The organism is Gleimia hominis (genome assembly GCF_002871945.2).
GTDB lineage: Bacteria > Actinomycetota > Actinomycetes > Actinomycetales > Actinomycetaceae > Gleimia > Gleimia hominis_A.
On the sequence record NZ_CP126963.1, the window covers coordinates 867,554 to 885,484 of the forward strand.

Genomic DNA, 17,931 nt, shown 5'->3' on the forward strand with positions numbered 1-17,931 from the left:
GGTTCAACTCTTATAGAGTCCGTACTTTTGAATGTACTGTACAACCCCGTCAGGTACTAAGTACCACACCGGTTTACCGGCTTTCACTCTTTTCCGACAATCCGTAGATGATATGGCCATTGCCGGCACTTCCAGTAAAGACACTTTACTAGCAGGGAGTCCTTGTGTTCCCAATTCGTGGCCCGGGCGCGTCACCCCAATAAAATGCGCTAACTGAAACAGCTCATCCACATCTTTCCATTCCAAAATCCGCGTTAACGCATCCGCACCAGTAATGAAGTACAGGTCTGCGTCAGGACGCTGGTTATGCAGATCCCGCAGCGTGTCGATCGTGTACGTGGTTTCCCCACGTTCAATATCAACGCGCGAAACGGTGAAGCGGTTATTTGAGGCCGTCGCAATCACAGTCATGAGGTAGCGGTGCTCCGGTGAAGTTACGCGGCGGCCGGCTTTAAATGGTTGCGTCGAGGTTGGGACGAACACCACCTGGTCTAGTCCAAACACGGCCATCGCCTCTGAAGCAGCCACGAGGTGGCCGTGGTGAATCGGATCGAAGGTGCCACCCATCACGCCGATCGACGGGCGGTTCACTTGCCCACCGTCCCTTGTGTTTGCAGCGTATTCCATAGCTCTCGACGCTTTCCTCTCGTCTTACCTGCTGCTCGGGTCCGTCCACACACCGGATTCACGTTCCGTCCACAGTTCCTCGCGGGCCGCAGCTTTCGCATCCATCTTTTCGCGGTACCGGGCCTTACGTTCCTTGCGAGTCGCCCTGCCGGAGCCTTCCATACGCGCGTCAGAACCTCGAGGTCCGAGCAGCTCCGCCCCAGTTTGCAGAGTCGGTTCCCAGTCGAACACGACCCCTGATTCTGCCGGGCCAATAACCACCGGATCCCCCGGGAGTGCCCCCGCCTCAACCAGCGCGTCTTCTACTCCAGCTTGTTTCAACCGGTCTGCGAGGAAGCCCACGGCCTCGTCGTTACCGAAATCGGTTTGCGACACCCACCGTTCCACACCGCTTCCACGCACCTGGTACGCGCGCTCACCTTCCACATCAGTGGTGGTCACTGTGAAGTCCGAGCCCCTCCGACGGCCCACCGGTTCCACCGTTACCACTTCCGGCACCTGCGGTTCCGGTAGCTGGGCGCGCTGCTCGGCCACCGCGTTCGCCAGTGCGAAACCGAGTTCGCGCAACCCCTCATGGGTAACCGCTGAAATCTCGAACACGGGCCAGCCGAACGCCTCCAGTTCAGTGCGTTGCATCTGTGCCATCTCGCGCCCATCTGGAATATCAATCTTGTTGATCACAATAATTCGGGGCCGCTGTCCAAGTGGAACGTAGCCCTCAACGTCCCCTAAATCCGACCGGTACTGCGCCAGCTCGTGCTCAATCACCTTCAGGTCAGACACGGGGTCGCGTTCAGTTTCAAACGTGGCTGCGTCGAGGACGTGGACGATCACCGCGCACCGCTCGATATGGCGCAAAAATTCCAGGCCTAAACCACGGCCCTGCGCCGCCCCGGGAATCAACCCCGGCACGTCCGCGATCGTGTACCGCAACCCATCCGCGTCCGCCACCCCCAGGTTCGGCACGAGCGTGGTAAACGGGTAGTCCGCGATCTTCGGGCGTGCCGAAGACATCGCTGAAATTAGCGAGGATTTACCCGCCGACGGGAACCCCACGAGAGCCACATCCGCTACGGATTTAAGTTCCAGCGTGACGGTGCGTTCCTGTCCCGGCTCCCCCAGCAGCGCAAACCCGGGGGCCTTGCGTTTACGTGACGCCAGCGCTGCGTTCCCAAGCCCGCCGCGCCCACCTTGAGCAATCACGTACCTCTGCTGCGGGGCAGCGAGGTCTGCGATTACCTCACCATTTTCCTTTACAACCGTCCCCTGAGGTACTGGCAGCACCACGTGCTCACCATTCTTACCTTCCTGGTTATCCCCTTGACCGGGAGTGCCGTTTTCTGCACTCCGATGCGGCGAACGGTGATAATCCAGTAACGTCGTGACCTGTTCTGACACTTCGAGGATCACATCCCCGCCGTTACCACCGTTTCCCCCGTCAGGGCCACCCAAAGGCTTATATTCTTCGCGGCGCACGGAGGCACACCCGTTGCCACCATCACCGCCCGACACGAACAGCTTTACGGTATCCACGAATGAAGCCATTTATATTCCCTTTCCTCCGATGCACCCTTTCGCTACTGCCCATGCGCCCTCGCGCTATAGGCTCAGCAGCCTGGGTTCGCCGCAAATCCGCGAAGATATGATGCAAGGGTGGACGGTTATTCCGCCCACCCTCGTGTTAAACCTTAAAGAGGTTAAACTGCAGCCGGTTCCACCACGCTTACCACGCGGCGACCACGACGGCTACCAAACTCCACGTCACCAGCAATTAGTGCAAACAGGGTGTCGTCTTTACCACGACCAACGTTCACACCCGGGTGGTACTTGGTACCACGCTGACGGACGATAATTTCACCTGCGTTCACGAACTGGCCACCGAAACGCTTAACGCCAAGACGCTGGGCGTTAGAGTCGCGACCGTTCTTAGTTGAACCGAGTCCCTTCTTACTTGCCATCTCTTAAGCCTCTTCCTTTTAGAACCTACTTGATCCCCGTAACCTTGATCTTAGTCAAGGGTTGACGGTGACCTTGGCGCTTGCGGTAACCAGTCTTGTTCTTGTACTTCACAATCGAGATCTTCGGGCCCTTCATGGGTTCGACGATCTCGGCAGTAACCTTAACTTTTCCAAGCTCATCGGCGTTGGAGGTGACTTTGTCACCGTCGACCACCATTACGGGCTGGAGTTCGACGGTGTCGCCGGATTCTCCTGCCAACTTGTCGACGACGACGACATCACCGACGGACACCTTTTCCTGTCGGCCGCCGGCCTTGACGATCGCGTAGACCACGTTGCTGCTCATCTCTTATCGATTACGAATACTTACTGCGCGTTCCTCACCACAAACTAGAAGTGGATTAAACGCACCGACGCTTTAGAATACGGGATTTACCGTTATCTTTCAAACGATTTTCCCTCAAAAACCGCTTTGTCCGGTGTGTTATTCACCACCCCCAGTGTCGGTAGATACCACCCGCCGATGGCGCTTCTTGCGCGGACGCGTCACGGGGGAATCCTCAGCCGTTTCCACGGTCGCCGCCACCGGACGCGCGATTTTCGGGGTCGGTTTCGCATCTGCTGCCGGCGCTTCCTCCGGCGCCGACTGTTCCATAGTTACCCCGCGTCGACGTGGCTTGCGCGGCGCCTTACCTGCCTTCTCAGACTCACTTTCCTTGCGCCCGTTCCCCAGCTTGTCCCGGTCCTCTTCCTGGCGCGGTGCTTTACCTGCTGCATCGGTCTTGCGGGCAGTGCCGTCAGCCGGGTGCGAATCCGATTCCCCCTGAGTCTGCCCGTGACCGGAGTTAGACTCATTTTCTTTAGAATTCGCCCCTCCCCCGGATTTCGCCGAGCTTCTCTTGGCCTTCTGCGAGTTCTTACGGTTCTTCCGCCCGTTCTTCTTCGATTTCTTCGCGGCGCCTTCAGTACTGTTTTCTATGGATTCTGCATTTGCCGCCCCATTTTCCTGAGGTTGTTCATGCGCCGACGCGGTCGCTGCGGCAATCGCACTGAGTGCGCTCTTCACTTCCTCACGCTTCTGGTCTTGCTTGGAATCCGCTTGCTCACGCGCTTTGTCTTGCTCCCGGTTTTTCTTCCCGTGCTTGTTGCCACGTTTGCGGTTGCGCCCTTCGTTTTCGTCCGAGATTTCCACCGGATGATCGTGCACAATAAAGCCACGTCCATCACAGCATTCACATGGCGTGGAGAACGCTTCCACCAAACCTTCTCCCACGCGTTTACGGGTCATCTGCACCAGCCCGAGGGAAGTAATTTCCGTCACCTGGTGTCGGGTGCGGTCTCTGCCCAAGCACTCCACCAGGCGGCGCAGCACCAGTTCGCGGTTAGATTCGAGCACCATGTCCACGAAGTCGATCACGATAATCCCACCGATATCGCGCAACCGCAGCTGCCGCACAATCTCCTCAGCGGCCTCCAGGTTGTTCTTCGTAACGGTCTCCTCCAAGGTCCCCCCGGAGCCAATGAACTTACCCGTATTCACATCGATGACCGTCATCGCTTCCGTCCGGTCAATCACGAGGGACCCACCGGAGGGAAGGAACACCTTCCGGTCCATGCCCTTCGCCAACTGCTCGTCAATGCGGTGAGCAGCGAATACGTCGTCGTCACTCTTCCAATGGCGCAGGCGTTCCACCAACTCCGGCGACAGGTCAGACACGTACTGATGAATCGTTTCCCACGTGCGCTCCCCTTGAACCGTGAGGGATTCGAAGTCTTCCGTGAACACGTCCCGCACCACCCGGACCGCGAGTTCCGGTTCGGAACGCAGCAGAGTTGGTGCTTTCGGCTTGCGTTTTTCTTTCTGCTTAATCTCGTCCCACTGCTTACTGAGCCGTTCCACGTCGTCACGCAACTGCTCTTCACTGGCACCTTCCGCTGCGGTGCGCACGATCACACCGGCTTCCTTCGGCACGATCTTCGAAAGCAGTTTTTTCAAGCGAGACCGTTCCGCGTCGGGCAGTTTGCGGGAAATCCCGGTCATCCCCCCACCGGGTACGAACACGAGGAACCGGCCCGCGAGCGTGACCTGACCGGTTAGCCGTGCGCCCTTGTGTCCAATCGGGTCTTTTGTTACCTGCACCATGACGGTGTCACCAGATTTGAGGGCCTGTTCTATTTGCCGCGGTTTTGAGGTTACGCCCGCCGCTTCCCAGTTCACTTCCCCCGCGTAGAGCACGGCGTTGCGGCCCTTCCCCAGGTCCACGAACGCAGCTTCCATGGAGGGCAGCACGTTCTGCACGCGCCCGAGGTACACGTTCCCCACCATGGTTTGCTGCGTGTGCCTGGCCACGAAGTGTTCAACAAGCAGTCCGTCTTCTAGCACCGCGATCTGGTTCAGCCCATCTGACTCGCGGATAATCATTTCACGACGCACCGATTCGCGACGTGCCAAGAACTCCGATTCCGTAACTACCTGCCGTCGTTTCTCACGCCGACCCTCGCGCCTGCGCTGCCGTTTGGCCTCTAGCCGGGTTGACCCTTTAACCCCTTCAACTTCCGCTACGACCTCTTCGTGGCTGGCGGTGCGGCGGCGGCGCCGACGACGGCGGGACGTTTCTATTTCCGCCCCATCCTCATCTTCTGAATCCGAGCCGCGTTTGCTCCCCGGTTCGTCATTGCGTTCAGCACTGGCCTGTTTACCGCCGCTGTCACTGCGGTCTCGTTCGCGTCGGTTCCGGCGCCGCCCAGATTTTTGTTTCGACCCGCGCGACCTACTTTCCTCAGCGTTCTCGTCGCCCGCTTCGTCCCAGTCCTGATCTGCTCCCGCATCCCATCCGGCGGCCACTTGCGGGGCCTGGAAAAAGATTCCTCCCGACGCGTCACTGCCCATTGGGGGCCGCCCCTGGTTGGAATTCTCAGCCCCGCCGGCTTCGGCCGACATGAACAGCGGGTTCATGCCAACGCCTGGTGTTTGCGCCCCACTGTTTTGGAACGCTGCATTTGGCAGCGACTTATTTTCCGAATCGCCGTTTCCTTCTTTATTCACGTTATTTACTCCACACTAATTTCGAGTAGTCCAGTACCGGATCAAACTCCGCCGCCTGTCTCCAGGCGGAAACTCTGAAAGCGCTCGACGTGCACAAACACGACAGGCACGGAACGCGCCCCTACTGCCACAACTCAGTTACGCGAACTCAGCGTCCAGGCAGTAAGCTCAACCGGCGGGGTACTCCGCTAGTTACATGCACAGTATTCCACAGATGCGCACGCAGAACCTATTGGGGAGATCACTTCCCCCTCCGCTTCACAAAGTGCCTCAAGCGAAAAAGTGACATTAAAGGCAGTTTCTTTACCTGCATTTGATAGGACTAGGGGCCCAAAATTGCTATAAATACCGTTCCCGCAGCATTTCGGCGCCACCCGGATTTTTCCGCCAGCTGGCAGCGCCCCCGCGTTTTGCTGACGAAGAGTCAGAAATCAGCATAGAATACCATTATCCTTATTTATGAGGGTTGCGAACTAGCAACAAATAATTTTAATTAACCTATCAACTCGGAAAGGCGGACATCATGACCGTCCTCCCAGCAGCACTCGATGGAGTGCTCCTGGCACGGTGGCAGTTCGGTATAACTACCGTCTACCACTTCCTCCAGGTGCCGCTCACAATCGGACTGTCACTCCTGGTTGCGATCATGCAAACCAAGTGGCATCGTTCCGGCAATGAGGTCTGGCTCAACGCAACGCGTTTCTTTGGGAAACTGTTGCTCATCAACTTCGCACTCGGGGTTGCAACCGGTATTGTGCAAGAGTTCCAGTTCGGCATGAACTGGTCGGAGTACTCCCGCTTTGTCGGTGACATTTTCGGTGCTCCCCTTGCTTTTGAGGCGCTGCTCGCCTTCTTCCTCGAATCCACGTTCCTTGGCGTGTGGATTTTTGGTTGGGGCCGCATCTCCAAAACCATGCACCTCGTGAGTATCTGGCTGGTGGCGATCGGTACGTCCGTGTCGGCACTGTGGATCCTCGGTGCGAACTCGTGGATGCAGCACCCAGTTGGAGCCGTGTTCAACCCCGAAACTGGGCGTGCGGAACTAGATGGTGCCAGCGGTTTCCTCGATGTGGTTACCAACCCGGTCCTGTTCTGGTCTTGGACCCACGTGTTCACCACTTCAGTGCTGATCGCCGGATCGTTCGTGTGCGGTATCGCCCTGTGGTGGCACACGCGCGCAGTTAACGAAGGGGACCAAGGGTTCGCGAAAGCCACGAAGGTTTGGAAACCGATTGCCCGTTTCGGTGCGATCGCACTGCTAATCGGTGGGGTTGGCGTGGCGTTAACCGGCCACTTCCAGGGGCAAGAAATGGTGCGCCTGCAGCCCATGAAGATGGCAGTTGCAGAAGGCGTTTGTATGGACACAGAATCCGCAGCCTTCACCGTCGCATCCTTCGGGGAATGCCCGATTGGCGACGAAGGCGAGCCCACCAAGTTCATCTCCGTGCCGGGCGTAGCATCGTTCATGTCCCACAACTCATTCACCGCAGAGGTCGAAGGGGTTAAGGACATTCAAGAACGCACCGTTGAAATGTTGAACGCTAACGAGTCGTTCACATCGCGTTACGGCGACGCCAGCCAATACGACTTCCGGCCCCCAGCCGCCCCGACGTTCTGGTCGTTCCGCGTCATGATCTTCATCGGCTTGCTTTCGTGCATCACGGGTCTAGTCACCCTCATCGGGCTGCGCGGCGACAAGGTCATCAAGTCGAAGGCGATCGGTAAGGCCGCGATCTGGAGCATCCTCGCGCCGTTCATCGGTGCGTCCGCCGGCTGGCTGTTCACCGAACTGGGACGCCAACCGTGGGTCGTGTACCCGAACTCCGCGGCTGCGTTAAACAACGATCCGGTTGGCGGGGTACTGCAGCTAACTCAGTTCGCGTCTTCCGCAACCGTTCCGGCCGGTCAAGTTTTGGCCTCCACCATTATTTTCACCCTCCTGTACGGTGGACTTGGGGTCATTTGGATCTGGCTGATGCGTCGCTACGCCCTCGAAGGCATGCACGTACCAGGCGAAACTAAAGCCGACACTGCGGACGATTCCGCCGCACTGGCATTCGGGTACTGAGGAAGGATATAGACAATGAGTTGGCTCAGTATTCTTTGGTTCATTCTGATCGCCGTCCTCTGGACGGGCTACCTAGTTCTCGAAGGTTTCGACTTCGGGGTCGGTGCGTTGCTACCAATCGTGGCGAAAAACGATAAAGAACGCACGCAAACGGTTCGCACAATCGGCCCACACTGGGACGGTAACGAAGTTTGGTTACTAACCGCCGGTGGGGCTACGTTCGCGGCGTTCCCAGAGTGGTACGCCACCATGTTCTCCGGCATGTACCTAGCGTTGTTCCTGGTGCTGGTACTGCTGATTTTGCGTATTGCCGCGCTCGAATGGCGCAAGAGCATCAACACGCTGCGGTGGCGCCACACCTGGGACGTGCTGCACAGTATCGCCGGTTGGGTTGTGCCAATCCTGCTTGGGGTTGCGTTCGCCAACCTGGTTCAAGGCATGAAGATTGAGGTTGTGGACCCCACTACTAACGAGGCGGTACAGGGGGCAATTACGCCTGAGGTTCTGGCGCACTCCGTGCACAACCTCACGGGTGGTTTCTTCTCTCTCCTCACGCCGTTCACGATTCTCGGTGGGCTCGCCGTGCTGTCGCTGTGCTTGTCACAGGGCGCGCAGTTCCTGTCCCTCAAGACCGAAGGCGCGGTGCATGAGCGGGCGGAGAAGCTTTCTTCCACCTTCTCAATCGTTGCGACCCTGGTGGTTGCAGTGTGGGCCCTGTGGGCAATGCTGCGTTACGCCACGAACTCTTGGGCGTGGATTCCCCTGGTAGTGGCTGCGCTAGCACTGATTGCATCCGCGGCGTTTACGCAAAAAGCGATGAACAAGTCGGTAACGTCGTTCCTGCTGTCCTCGCTGAGCATCGCCTCGGCAGTCGCATTCATCTTCGTTGCGATGGCACCGAACGTGATGCGCTCGTCGATCGATGACATGTACTCGCTCACGATCGAGCAGGCGTCGTCCACGACCGGTACGCTAACGGTCATGACGATTTGCGCAGTGGTGTTTGTGCCCATCGTGCTTGCGTACACCGCATGGTCTTACCACGTGTTCCGCGACCGCATCTCCCCCGATGACGTGTCCACGAACACCGGTTTGCACCCCACGAAGATTCGTCTCGGAGCTAACTTCCTTCAAGGCTAATCTTCACTGAGAGTTACTGCGGGACCAGCGTTTGCTGGTCCCGCAGTCTTATGATGGAACAGTACGTAATCGGCCAGAAGGAAACAGGTTGAAACCATTTGACCCGCGCTTACTGCGCTACGCCCGCGCTGCCCGCAAGTACATCGGGCTCGTGGCCCTGCTCGGTACCCTTAACGCAATCCTCGTGGTTGCGCAGGTGTACTGCATCGCGGCCGCCATCTCCCCCGTCATCACGCACGGTGCTTCCCTAGTTCAGGTACGCGCATACATTCTGGGTTTTTTAATCGCAGTGCTCACCCGCGCGGCCCTCACGTGGCTGCGCCAGTCCATGGGGGAACGCGCCGCGCACGACACGATTATTGAACTGCGGTCCAAAGTACTGCACCACGCCAGCCAGCTGGGGCCCCGCTGGTTAGCTCGCCACGGGACCGACACGGTGACCCTAATCACGCGGGGTTTAGACGACTTGGGTCCGTACTTCGTGGCTTACCTTCCGCAACTAGTCCTCACCGCTACGGTAACGCCCCTCACGATTTTGGTGATGCTGTATTTCGACTGGACCTCGGCCCTGTACGCCATCTTTGCAATCCCACTGATTCCCATTTTCATGATCCTCGTGGGCAAACTCACGCAACAGTTTTCTGACGAAAAACTCGCCACCATGGAACGGCTCGCCACGCAGCTGCTAGACGTAATCGCGGGCCTACCGACCCTGCAGGCACTCGGGCGGCAACGCGCGCCCCGCGAGCACATTCACACGCTCGGGCAAAAACACGCACGCACCACGATGCAGACACTGCGGGTGGCGTTCCTGTCCGGCGCGATCTTGGAGTTCTTAGCAACCCTCTCGGTGGCACTGGTAGCAGTCTGGGTGGGGCTGCGGATGGTCAGTGGCACGGTTGACCTGTTCACCGGCCTGGCAGTAATCATGCTCGCGCCGGAAGTGTTCTTACCGCTGCGCGAAGTTGGCGAACAATTCCACGCTTCCGCCGATGGACTTTCCGCAGCCCAATCCGCGTTCGAAATCTTAGAAACCCCAGTGATTAAACCGGGCACCATCCCGGCGCCCGATGTGCGCGGCGCGACCATAGAGTTGCGCGACCTGTCCGTCGCCGCGCGGGGAGCGTGGGCACCGGCAGCACTGAATACGCGCATCGAACCGGGGTCAATAACCGCACTCGTGGGAGCTTCCGGCGCTGGGAAAACCACGACCATCATGACGCTCCTACAATTACTGCCCCCCACGCGCGGAAATATTCTGCTGCGCGCCGGTGATTCAGTTTTAGACCTGAGGGACGTGGACCCGCAAAGCTGGTGGAACTGCGTTACGTGGGTGCCGCAAAACCCTGCGATACTGCCCGGCACAATCCGTGACAACGTGACCTCGGGAAGCGCAGTTAGTGATGAGGCACTGGCCGCAGCGGCGCGCGCCACCCGCTTCGATCAAGTCCTCTCTCAGTGCCCGCAAGGGTGGGACACCAAAGTGGGGCACGCGGGCGTGGGCCTATCGGTGGGGCAGCGGCAAAGACTGGCACTGACGCGCGCCTTACTGTCGGATGCGCCAATTGTGATTCTTGACGAACCCACTGCACATCTGGACGCCATGACACAAACCCAGGTGATCGACACGATCAAGCAGCTGCAAAGCCAAGGCCGGAGAGTGATAGTAATTGCCCACCGCAAGGCCGTCACGGATGCAGCCGATCACGTGATCGAAGTGGTCTCACGCGCCGCAACAGCCGCGGAAGAACAGCGTTACCCCGAACTAGTTCAAAGCGAAGCGCATACCCTGACCGTCACCAGCACCCCGGATTTGCTCGAAGGAGCGCAGTCGTGAATCTTTTTCTATCCAAAACCGAGCGCCGCGCAATCCGGCGCGTTCTGCGACTGCTAGAGATCTCTAAACCAAAGTTCGCTCTCGCCGTGCTGCTGGGCGCGCTCGGGATCGGTGCGGCCATCGGTTTGGGCGCGACCTCCGCGTGGCTCATTGCCCGCGCCTCCCAGCAGCCACCAGTTATGTACCTAATGGTCGCCACCGTGGGCGTGAGGTTCTTCGGGGTCTCTAAAGCCGTGTTGCGTTACGCCCAGCGCCTGGCCTCGCACGCGGTCGCGATGGATGGAATCGCGGCTCTGCGCGACAACGTCTACGCAATTTTGGCGCGCTCACAGGCCGATAAAGTAGTGTCACTGCGACGCGGGGATCTGCTGGCCCGCACCGGCACGGACGTGGACGCCGTGGGTGACCTGTTGGTCAAATCCGTTCTTCCCGCAGCGGTCGCGCTCGTGTGCAGCGTCGGTACCGTGGTGGGGATCGCGTTCCTGTCAGTGGGCAGTGCCCTCGTGCTCCTACTTGGGCTCGCGCTGTCGGGCGTAGCCGGCCCGCTCCTGACGGTTGTGGCTACGCGCCGGTCCCAAGAGGCCACCGACTTAGCTCGCACCGAACTTGCCGCAAGCGCGGTTACGCTCGTGGACCACGCCAGTGAACTAGCCGTCGAGGGCCGCCTCCCCGCGGTGCACAACTCAATTGCCGAAACTGAAACTCGGTTGCGTAAAGCGAAGAATGACGCCGCGTTCGTTGCCGGCCTCGCCGCGTTCGTGGACCTCGTTGGCGTGGCGGTGGCGGTGAGCGGAGCCATGTGGATCGGGATTCCCTCAACGCTTGGGGGCACGCTCGCAGCCGTGGCACTCGCCGTCGTGGTATTAACCCCCCTGTCCGCGTTCGAAGCCACTTCTGACTTAGGGCCCGCAGCCGTGCAACTCGTCAAATCTGCTCGCGCTGCCGTGCGTCTGGACGACCTGTTGAGCGCCGCCCCACAGGGCCAAGCACACTTAGAACCCGGCCTCACCCCCGTGTTAGAGGCCAAAAACCTCGCAGTCGGATGGCCCGGCGGACCCGTAGTGGCATCCGGGATAAACCTCACGCTCCGGCCCGGCTCCCACACCGGGATCGTGGGGCCCTCCGGAATCGGGAAAACAACGCTCCTATACACGCTCGCGGGCCTACTAGAACCCAAGTCTGGTTCCGTAACCCTGTGCGGACGCGACATTCACACGCTCGCTCGTGCCGACGTGGGTAAATACGTGTCCCTCACCGCCGAAGACGCACACGTGTTCGCCACCACCGTTCTAGAGAACCTGCGGGTCGCCACCCCCACGATCACAGCTGAGGACGCGCACGAACTCCTGCGCCGCGCCGGCTTGGGACAGTGGGCCGCTGAACTCACCGACGGGGTCGGTACCCTCCTCGGATCCGAAGGCAGCACAATTTCCGGAGGAGAACGGCGCCGGCTACTGCTCGCCCGAGCCCTCGCCAGCTCGGCTCCCCTCATGCTAATAGACGAACCCGGTGAGCACGTCGACACCCAAACGGCAGACGGGCTGATCCGTGACCTGCTGGAATCGGACCAAAACCGGGGCGTGCTGGTGGTGACGCACCGACTCACCCCGCTTGAAGCAGCAGATGAAGTGCTCGTGCTGGACCCGACCACAAATCCAGACGGGACCCGCAGCGCCACGGTTTCTGCCCGCGGCACTCACAACAACTTGAAGCAAACGAACGAACAGTACCAATGGGCCCTGTCCCAAGAAGGAGACACCGATGACCTCGCCTGACAGTCAGCCGACCCTACCCCACGCGGAAAAACTCGTGGACGCAATGATAAAACTGACGGCAGCATCCGGTGTAGACGGAATCCTCCAAGCGTTCGTGAACGAAGCCACAAGACTCACGAACGCCCGCTACGGCGCCCTGTCAATACTCGACACCTGGGGGGAAGCCCGCCTGTTTTTCAACCGCGACTACAACCACCCCAGTGAAACCGAACAAGTCTTCACGGGTATGAACCTGGTGAACCTAGTGCCCACCGACGAAACCTACATCCTCAACGACGCCTCCAGCTTGGATCGCATCCCCCAAAGTGACGCGGAAACCCTCCAAAAACTCCTGGTCACCCCCACGCCGATCCACGATCAAACCATGAGCCGCCTGTACCTAGTGAACAAGCCCACTGATTTTGACGATGACGACGTGCGGGTACTGCACGCCCTCACGCGCGTCGCCGCCGCAACCGTAGCGAAAGCGCGCCTGTACCAAGAATCACGCAACCGGGAGCGGTGGATGAAAGGTACTCAAAGAATCGTCACCTCCATGCTGGAAGGCAACGACGAAGAGGAAATCCTGCCGCACATCGCGAAAACTGTGCTAGACGTGGCGCAGGCAGACACCGCGCTGATCGTCCTGCCGTCCGTGGGCTACTCGTGGGCGTGCGAAATCTCAGAAGGCTACATGGCGGACACCCTGCTGGGCACCGTATTTCCCCCAGAGGGCCGCGCCATGGCGGTGGTGCACGAAGGAACCGGCATGATCGTGGATTCGCTCGCAAACGCCTCCATGCTGCGGGTCGACCAACTCAAAAACTTCGGCCCCGCCATGTACGTACCGCTAATCAACCGGGGCGTGGCCCAGGGCGTCCTACTGATCTTGCGAAAAATTGGTGCACCCGCATTTAACCGCTCCGACCTGCCGCTCGCGGAAGCTCTGGCGGGGCAGGCTGCGTTCGCCCTCGAACTGTCTTCAGCCCGTCACACGGAGGATATGGCGGCGCTTTACGACGAACGCGACCGCATCGGCCGGGACCTACACGACTTCGCAATCCAACAGCTATTCGCCACGGGCATGCGGATTGACACGGCGAAAGCGAAACTTTACACCGGCGACACCACAAAAGAGCAGATCGACTCGATTCTGTCAGATGCGCTTGAGGCCGTTGACGCGTCCGTGCGGCAAATCCGCTCGATCGTGCACGACCTGCGCGAGCCAGATCAGGAAGTGGACCTGGTGGAACGGTTACGCAGGGAAACGTCGATTGCGCGGAACTCACTGGGGTTCGCGCCCTCGCTGATCCTGGATCTGGACGGGCAGCTGATTGAACCCGACGACCCGGATAGTATCGACGAAGTGTCCGCCCGGGTGGATGACGCGATCGCCGACGACGTTGTGGCTGTGGTGCGCGAAGGCCTATCAAACATTGCCCGACACGCTCACGCAACCGCCGCGCAAGTACTGATTGACGTGCACGGGCACGCGGAACTGGGGGAAATCAGCGTGCGGGTCACAGACGATGGGGTGGGGATCCCGAAGAACCGCACCCGCACCTCCGGTCTGGGGAACCTGCGGATGCGAGCGCGCAGGTTGAAAGGATCGTTCAAAATCGGGCCGGCACAAACTGGGCACGGCACCACCATGGTTTGGACCGTGCCGCTCGCAGACTACTGATCCCGCGCGGGCAGCCTTCCCGAGCGGGAGCGCCTTGCCTCGCGGGGTTCGTGCGAAAGGGGGCGCAGCGGGGCACGCCCGCGGCGCGGGTCCACCTGCTTGGTTAGGCGGAGATTATGGTCGCGGTGGGGTTTGGTTCCGCCACGCCGCCGCGCGCTGACCAGCAACCCACGCAGCCACCTGAGTGCGGCGCTGCAATCCCATTTTGGAAAGCAGGGACGTGATGTGGTTTTTCACAGTTTTCTCTGCCACCCCGAGTTTCTCCCCGATCTCACGGTTCGACAACCCGTCACCAATCAGGCCCAGCACCTTGCGTTCGGACGGCGTTAAATCGGCGGTTGGGTCCCCGTGGTCGGCTCGCCTCCGTGTCACCGTACGCTCGTCAAGCAGTACCCGACCGTCAGCAACCGCGCGGATCACATCCGTAATCTCCGCCCCGTGCACCGTCTTCAAAACGTAAGCTAAAGCCCCCACCTCAAGAGCCTCTGACAAAGCCGAATCGTCATCAAACGACGTGAGCACAATCGGGCGGATCTGCGGTTTTGTCTCTCGCAGTTTCCGCATAATGTCAATCCCCGTGCCGTCCGGTAGCTGCAGGTCCACCAGCATGACGTCGGGCACCACCAGTTCGGCGCGGCGGATCGCGTCTTCAACCGACCCGGCTTCCGCCACGACCTCCAGATCATCCGCCCGGTCAACGAGTTCCGCGATGCCCCTTCGGACAATCTCGTGGTCGTCAATGATCATCACGCGAACGGCTTTACTTTCACTATTCACAAACTCACCCCACAGGTTCGAAGTGGCAAAAACTAAACCAGTCCCATTCTACGCAGACTAGCCGCGGATTAACCTCCCGCGTTGACAGTGCGGACAATAAAAATGTGAGCGGTTAGAAATCACAATCCGCCTAATTACAGCTCCGCAGCGCCGACAGTTTTGCCCTTCCCGTCCGTACACTTGGAGCTCGCGCTCAAAATACCCCGCCTGTCCTTGAATATTCACATACAGCGTGTCGAACGACGTCCCTCCCGCGGCAATCGACCGTTCAATCACCTCTCGGCACGCCTTCAATACCGCACTTACGTCCCGCACCCGCAGGGACCGTCCCCGCCGGCCCCCAAAAATCTGGGTTGCCCAAAGAGCCTCGTCCGCGTAAATATTCCCCACCCCCGAGACTACTGCCTGATTCAACAGCAGGGTTTTAATGGGCGTGCGGGATGCGCGGATGCGCCTACTGACCGCCGCGGGGTCCAGCAGTGGATCCAGTGGGTCACGCGCAATATGCGCCGCACTGGTGGGAACGCGATCCCCCTGCTGCGTAACCAACAGTGGCACCACTTCAACCCGCCCGAACGTGCGTTGGTCAACAAAACTCAGCACCGACCCGTCGTCAAACTCTAAGCGCACGTGTTCGTGACGTTTACGCGCCAACGGCGCCGCGGCCGGTTCATGCCAGTGAAGCTGCCCCGACATCCCCAGGTGCATCACAATCGCCAGGGGTTCCCGCTGCTCCTTTTGCGCTACCGCCCACATGAATTTGCCCCGCCGCGCGGTCGACTCAATTTGCAGCCCCGTGAGGGCCTGCTCAAGTGCGTGCGGCGACGCCGACGTACGAGCTGAGCGGGGGTGCCACACGTGCGCGCGCGTAATAGTGCGGCCCCGAACGTGGGGGTCTAGCCCCGCGCGGATCGTTTCAACTTCGGGAAGCTCCGGCATCGATCAGTTCGCGCCCGATAAACTCAAGAAAGCAGCCCGCGCAGCCGCCGCAGTCGCGTTCTTCTTCGAGGTCGCATCCCCCTCACCGGCTACGCGCCCCCCGATTGTCACGGTTGCGTGGAACCGGCGCGCGTGGTCTGGGCCGGAGCCGATCGCCTCATACACCGGCTCCCCCAGTCCCTCATGCGAACAATATTCCTGAAGCGTCGTCTTGTAATCCGACGACTGGCCCATCTGAACCGCGTTATCCAAGAAGGGTTTCAAATGGTGCTCCACCACTTTGCGCGTGGTCTCTAGGCCGTACGTCAAATAGGTCGCGCCAATCATCGCTTCCGTCGTGTCACACAAAATCGAATCGCGTTCGCGCCCACCCGTGAGGTTCTCGCCCTTGCCAAGCAAAATGAAATCCCCCAAATGAATCCCGCGCGCGACTTTCGCCAGTGTCCGCTCAGACACGATGGCCCCGCGCATACGAGACAGCTGCGCCTCCGACTCAGATGGGAACGTTTTAAACAGGTATTCCGTAACCACAATCGACAACACGGAATCTCCCAGGAACTCGAGCCGCTCATTGTGCTCAATCCCACCCATTTCGAACGCGAACGACCGGTGCGTAAGCGCAGTCACCGCCAAATCCGGGTCCAACTCTATAGACCACGCCCCCATCAGGTCCGCAATCTGCGAGTTCACCGCTGCCGGCGGCGCTGCTTTACGCGAATGCGACGACACCCCTAATCCTCCTTAAAGAAATCTTTCAACGCCGAAAACCGCGGGTCCAATACCTCGTGCTCGTGATCATCCGGCAGGTCCTCCCAGCGTTTCCCACATACGTCGCACAGCCCCTCACAATCGGGCTTACACAACGGGGCGTACGGAAAACTCGTCACAATCGCGTCCCGCAACCAGGGTTCCAGCTCGATCTCGTCCCCCTCCAGCACCACCAGATCCTCGACCGCTTCATCCCCATCTTCCTTACGAATCCGGGCCACAGCCTCAGGGGTAAACAACATTTCATGCACGTCCACGTGCACGCCTTGCGAAACGGGACGCAAACACCGCACGCACTCCGCCCGCGCCGAAGCATCGGCTTGAATCTGCAGCAACACGCCATCTTCCATAGACGTCACAGTCACGTCCACGGGAATCACCTGGCCCGCCGGAACCGTCATCACCTGGGTCCCCAAATCGTCTGGAGCCGCAAGCTCCAACTGGTAATCCCGCACACTCCCACTGCGCGTAGGGAGCGTGGCGATAGACAGCTTGGCACCCGCAAATGGTTGGCTCACGCCGTTCAACCTCTCTTCTCCACACCGCCGCATTTAAGTGCGACGGCTCGTCATCACAACTATTTGCACCCGACGAATAGCAGTCGGCTACTCGTGATCAGCGCGGCGGTGGGACTCAATCTTTTCCCGCCCCGCCTGCGCCTGAGAATACATTTTCTCTAAAGTTTTCGTCAGCGCCGTGAGTGATTCCTGGCAGTACGAATCCGCCCCATTCGCCAGTTCTAACGCGTGCTTGCGCGCCTTATTCACAATCTCTTCCCCACGTTCACGCGCCTGCTCCACAATCGGCTGTTCACTAACGAGCTCTTCCGCACGCTCCCGGGCCTGCTGTTCCACTCGCCGCGCTTCCTCATGGGCTTGCTCAACAGTAGCTGATGCTTCCTGCTGCGCGCGCGCCACCTCCTGCTGTGCATCCTCCTGAGCCCGCTGGGTCAGTTCTTCAGCCTTACTGCGCGCGTCCTCAACAATCGTTTTCGCCCGCGCGTTCGCCTCATCCAACGTGGTTTGAGCCGCGTCATCAGCCCGTACCATCACCGCGTCCGCATCTGCCACTACCGCATCCGCCGCCAACAGGTCATCCGGGAGCGCCTGCCGGGCCTGCGCCAGCAAATCCAACATCTCCGCCTTGTTAACCAGCACGGACGCGCTCATCGGCAAGGCCCGCGCTTCCTCCACAAGTTCTTCAATCTGTTCGATCGCGGCAATCACGGTAGATGGCCCGTAAACATCGTCAATGTTCTGCGAATCCGCTTTCGGACCCGCCACCACCTCGTCAAAATCCGAAGCGGGGGTTTCGTGGTTACTCATCTCAAGAC

General features: G+C 59.6%; 15 protein-coding genes. 5 read left to right on the forward strand and 10 right to left on the reverse strand.

The features are described from left to right. Positions 1-3: 3 nt before the first annotated feature. The 5 genes from nadD to CJ187_RS03940 form a co-directional block, all read right to left on the reverse strand. Positions 4-627, reverse strand: a complete 624-nt coding sequence (gene nadD, locus CJ187_RS03920; RefSeq protein WP_102215661.1) for a nicotinate-nucleotide adenylyltransferase — start codon at positions 625-627, stop codon at positions 4-6. A 24-nt stretch (positions 628-651) separates the two neighbouring features. Then, entirely contained in the window at positions 652-2,172 is a 1,521-nt protein-coding gene (gene obgE / locus CJ187_RS03925; protein WP_102215660.1) for a GTPase ObgE, read from the reverse strand. Between the two features lie 152 nt (positions 2,173-2,324). Beyond that, a complete protein-coding gene (rpmA, locus tag CJ187_RS03930; RefSeq protein ID WP_102215659.1) occupies positions 2,325-2,585 on the reverse strand; it encodes a 50S ribosomal protein L27 in 261 nt (86 codons plus the stop codon). A 25-nt stretch (positions 2,586-2,610) separates the two neighbouring features. Beyond that, the gene (rplU, locus tag CJ187_RS03935; protein ID WP_102215658.1) at positions 2,611-2,931 is read right to left on the reverse strand and encodes a 50S ribosomal protein L21; all 321 of its coding nucleotides are present in this window, start codon (positions 2,929-2,931) and stop codon (positions 2,611-2,613) included. Positions 2,932-3,069: 138 nt separating this feature from the next. Continuing rightward, positions 3,070-5,631 (reverse strand): Rne/Rng family ribonuclease, encoded by a 2,562-nt coding sequence (locus CJ187_RS03940; RefSeq protein WP_434737343.1) that lies wholly within the window; start codon positions 5,629-5,631, stop codon positions 3,070-3,072. A 523-nt stretch (positions 5,632-6,154) separates the two neighbouring features. Between CJ187_RS03940 and CJ187_RS03945 the strand changes: the two genes are divergently transcribed. The 5 genes from CJ187_RS03945 (at position 6,155) to CJ187_RS03965 (ending at position 14,114) form a co-directional block, all read left to right on the forward strand. Further along, complete coding sequence (locus tag CJ187_RS03945) at positions 6,155-7,699, forward strand: cytochrome ubiquinol oxidase subunit I (protein WP_102215657.1); 1,545 nt, start codon at positions 6,155-6,157, stop codon at positions 7,697-7,699. A gap of 15 nt (positions 7,700-7,714) precedes the next feature. After that, entirely contained in the window at positions 7,715-8,839 is a 1,125-nt protein-coding gene (cydB, locus tag CJ187_RS03950) for a cytochrome d ubiquinol oxidase subunit II (RefSeq protein WP_102215656.1), read from the forward strand. Positions 8,840-8,927: 88 nt separating this feature from the next. Then, positions 8,928-10,676 carry a thiol reductant ABC exporter subunit CydD gene (gene cydD / locus CJ187_RS03955; RefSeq protein WP_284667986.1) on the forward strand — a complete coding sequence of 583 codons (1,749 nt, stop codon included), beginning with the start codon at positions 8,928-8,930 and terminating at the stop codon, positions 10,674-10,676. Continuing rightward, positions 10,673-12,451: a thiol reductant ABC exporter subunit CydC gene (cydC, locus tag CJ187_RS03960; protein ID WP_102215654.1), complete on the forward strand. Its 1,779-nt coding sequence runs from the start codon at positions 10,673-10,675 to the stop codon at positions 12,449-12,451. Before cydD ends, cydC begins: the two co-directional genes overlap by 4 nt. Beyond that, entirely contained in the window at positions 12,438-14,114 is a 1,677-nt protein-coding gene (locus CJ187_RS03965) for a sensor histidine kinase (RefSeq protein ID WP_102215653.1), read from the forward strand. Before cydC ends, CJ187_RS03965 begins: the two co-directional genes overlap by 14 nt. A 114-nt stretch (positions 14,115-14,228) precedes the next feature. Here the strand turns inward: CJ187_RS03965 and CJ187_RS03970 are convergent, their stop codons facing one another. From CJ187_RS03970 to CJ187_RS03990, 5 genes are all read right to left on the reverse strand, one after another. Beyond that, positions 14,229-14,861 (reverse strand): response regulator, encoded by a 633-nt coding sequence (locus tag CJ187_RS03970; RefSeq protein WP_102216517.1) that lies wholly within the window; start codon positions 14,859-14,861, stop codon positions 14,229-14,231. An 87-nt stretch (positions 14,862-14,948) separates the two neighbouring features. Next, positions 14,949-15,830 carry a bifunctional DNA-formamidopyrimidine glycosylase/DNA-(apurinic or apyrimidinic site) lyase gene (mutM, locus tag CJ187_RS03975; protein WP_102215652.1) on the reverse strand — a complete coding sequence of 294 codons (882 nt, stop codon included), beginning with the start codon at positions 15,828-15,830 and terminating at the stop codon, positions 14,949-14,951. A 3-nt stretch (positions 15,831-15,833) separates the two neighbouring features. Then, entirely contained in the window at positions 15,834-16,559 is a 726-nt protein-coding gene (gene rnc, locus CJ187_RS03980) for a ribonuclease III (RefSeq protein ID WP_233187265.1), read from the reverse strand. Positions 16,560-16,561: 2 nt separating this feature from the next. Further along, on the reverse strand, positions 16,562-17,116 hold the full coding sequence (locus CJ187_RS03985) for a YceD family protein (RefSeq protein WP_233187264.1): 555 nt from the start codon (positions 17,114-17,116) through the stop codon (positions 16,562-16,564). Between the two features lie 87 nt (positions 17,117-17,203). After that, a complete protein-coding gene (locus tag CJ187_RS03990) occupies positions 17,204-17,923 on the reverse strand; it encodes a hypothetical protein (RefSeq protein ID WP_233187263.1) in 720 nt (239 codons plus the stop codon). Between the last annotated feature and the right edge of the window lie 8 nt (positions 17,924-17,931).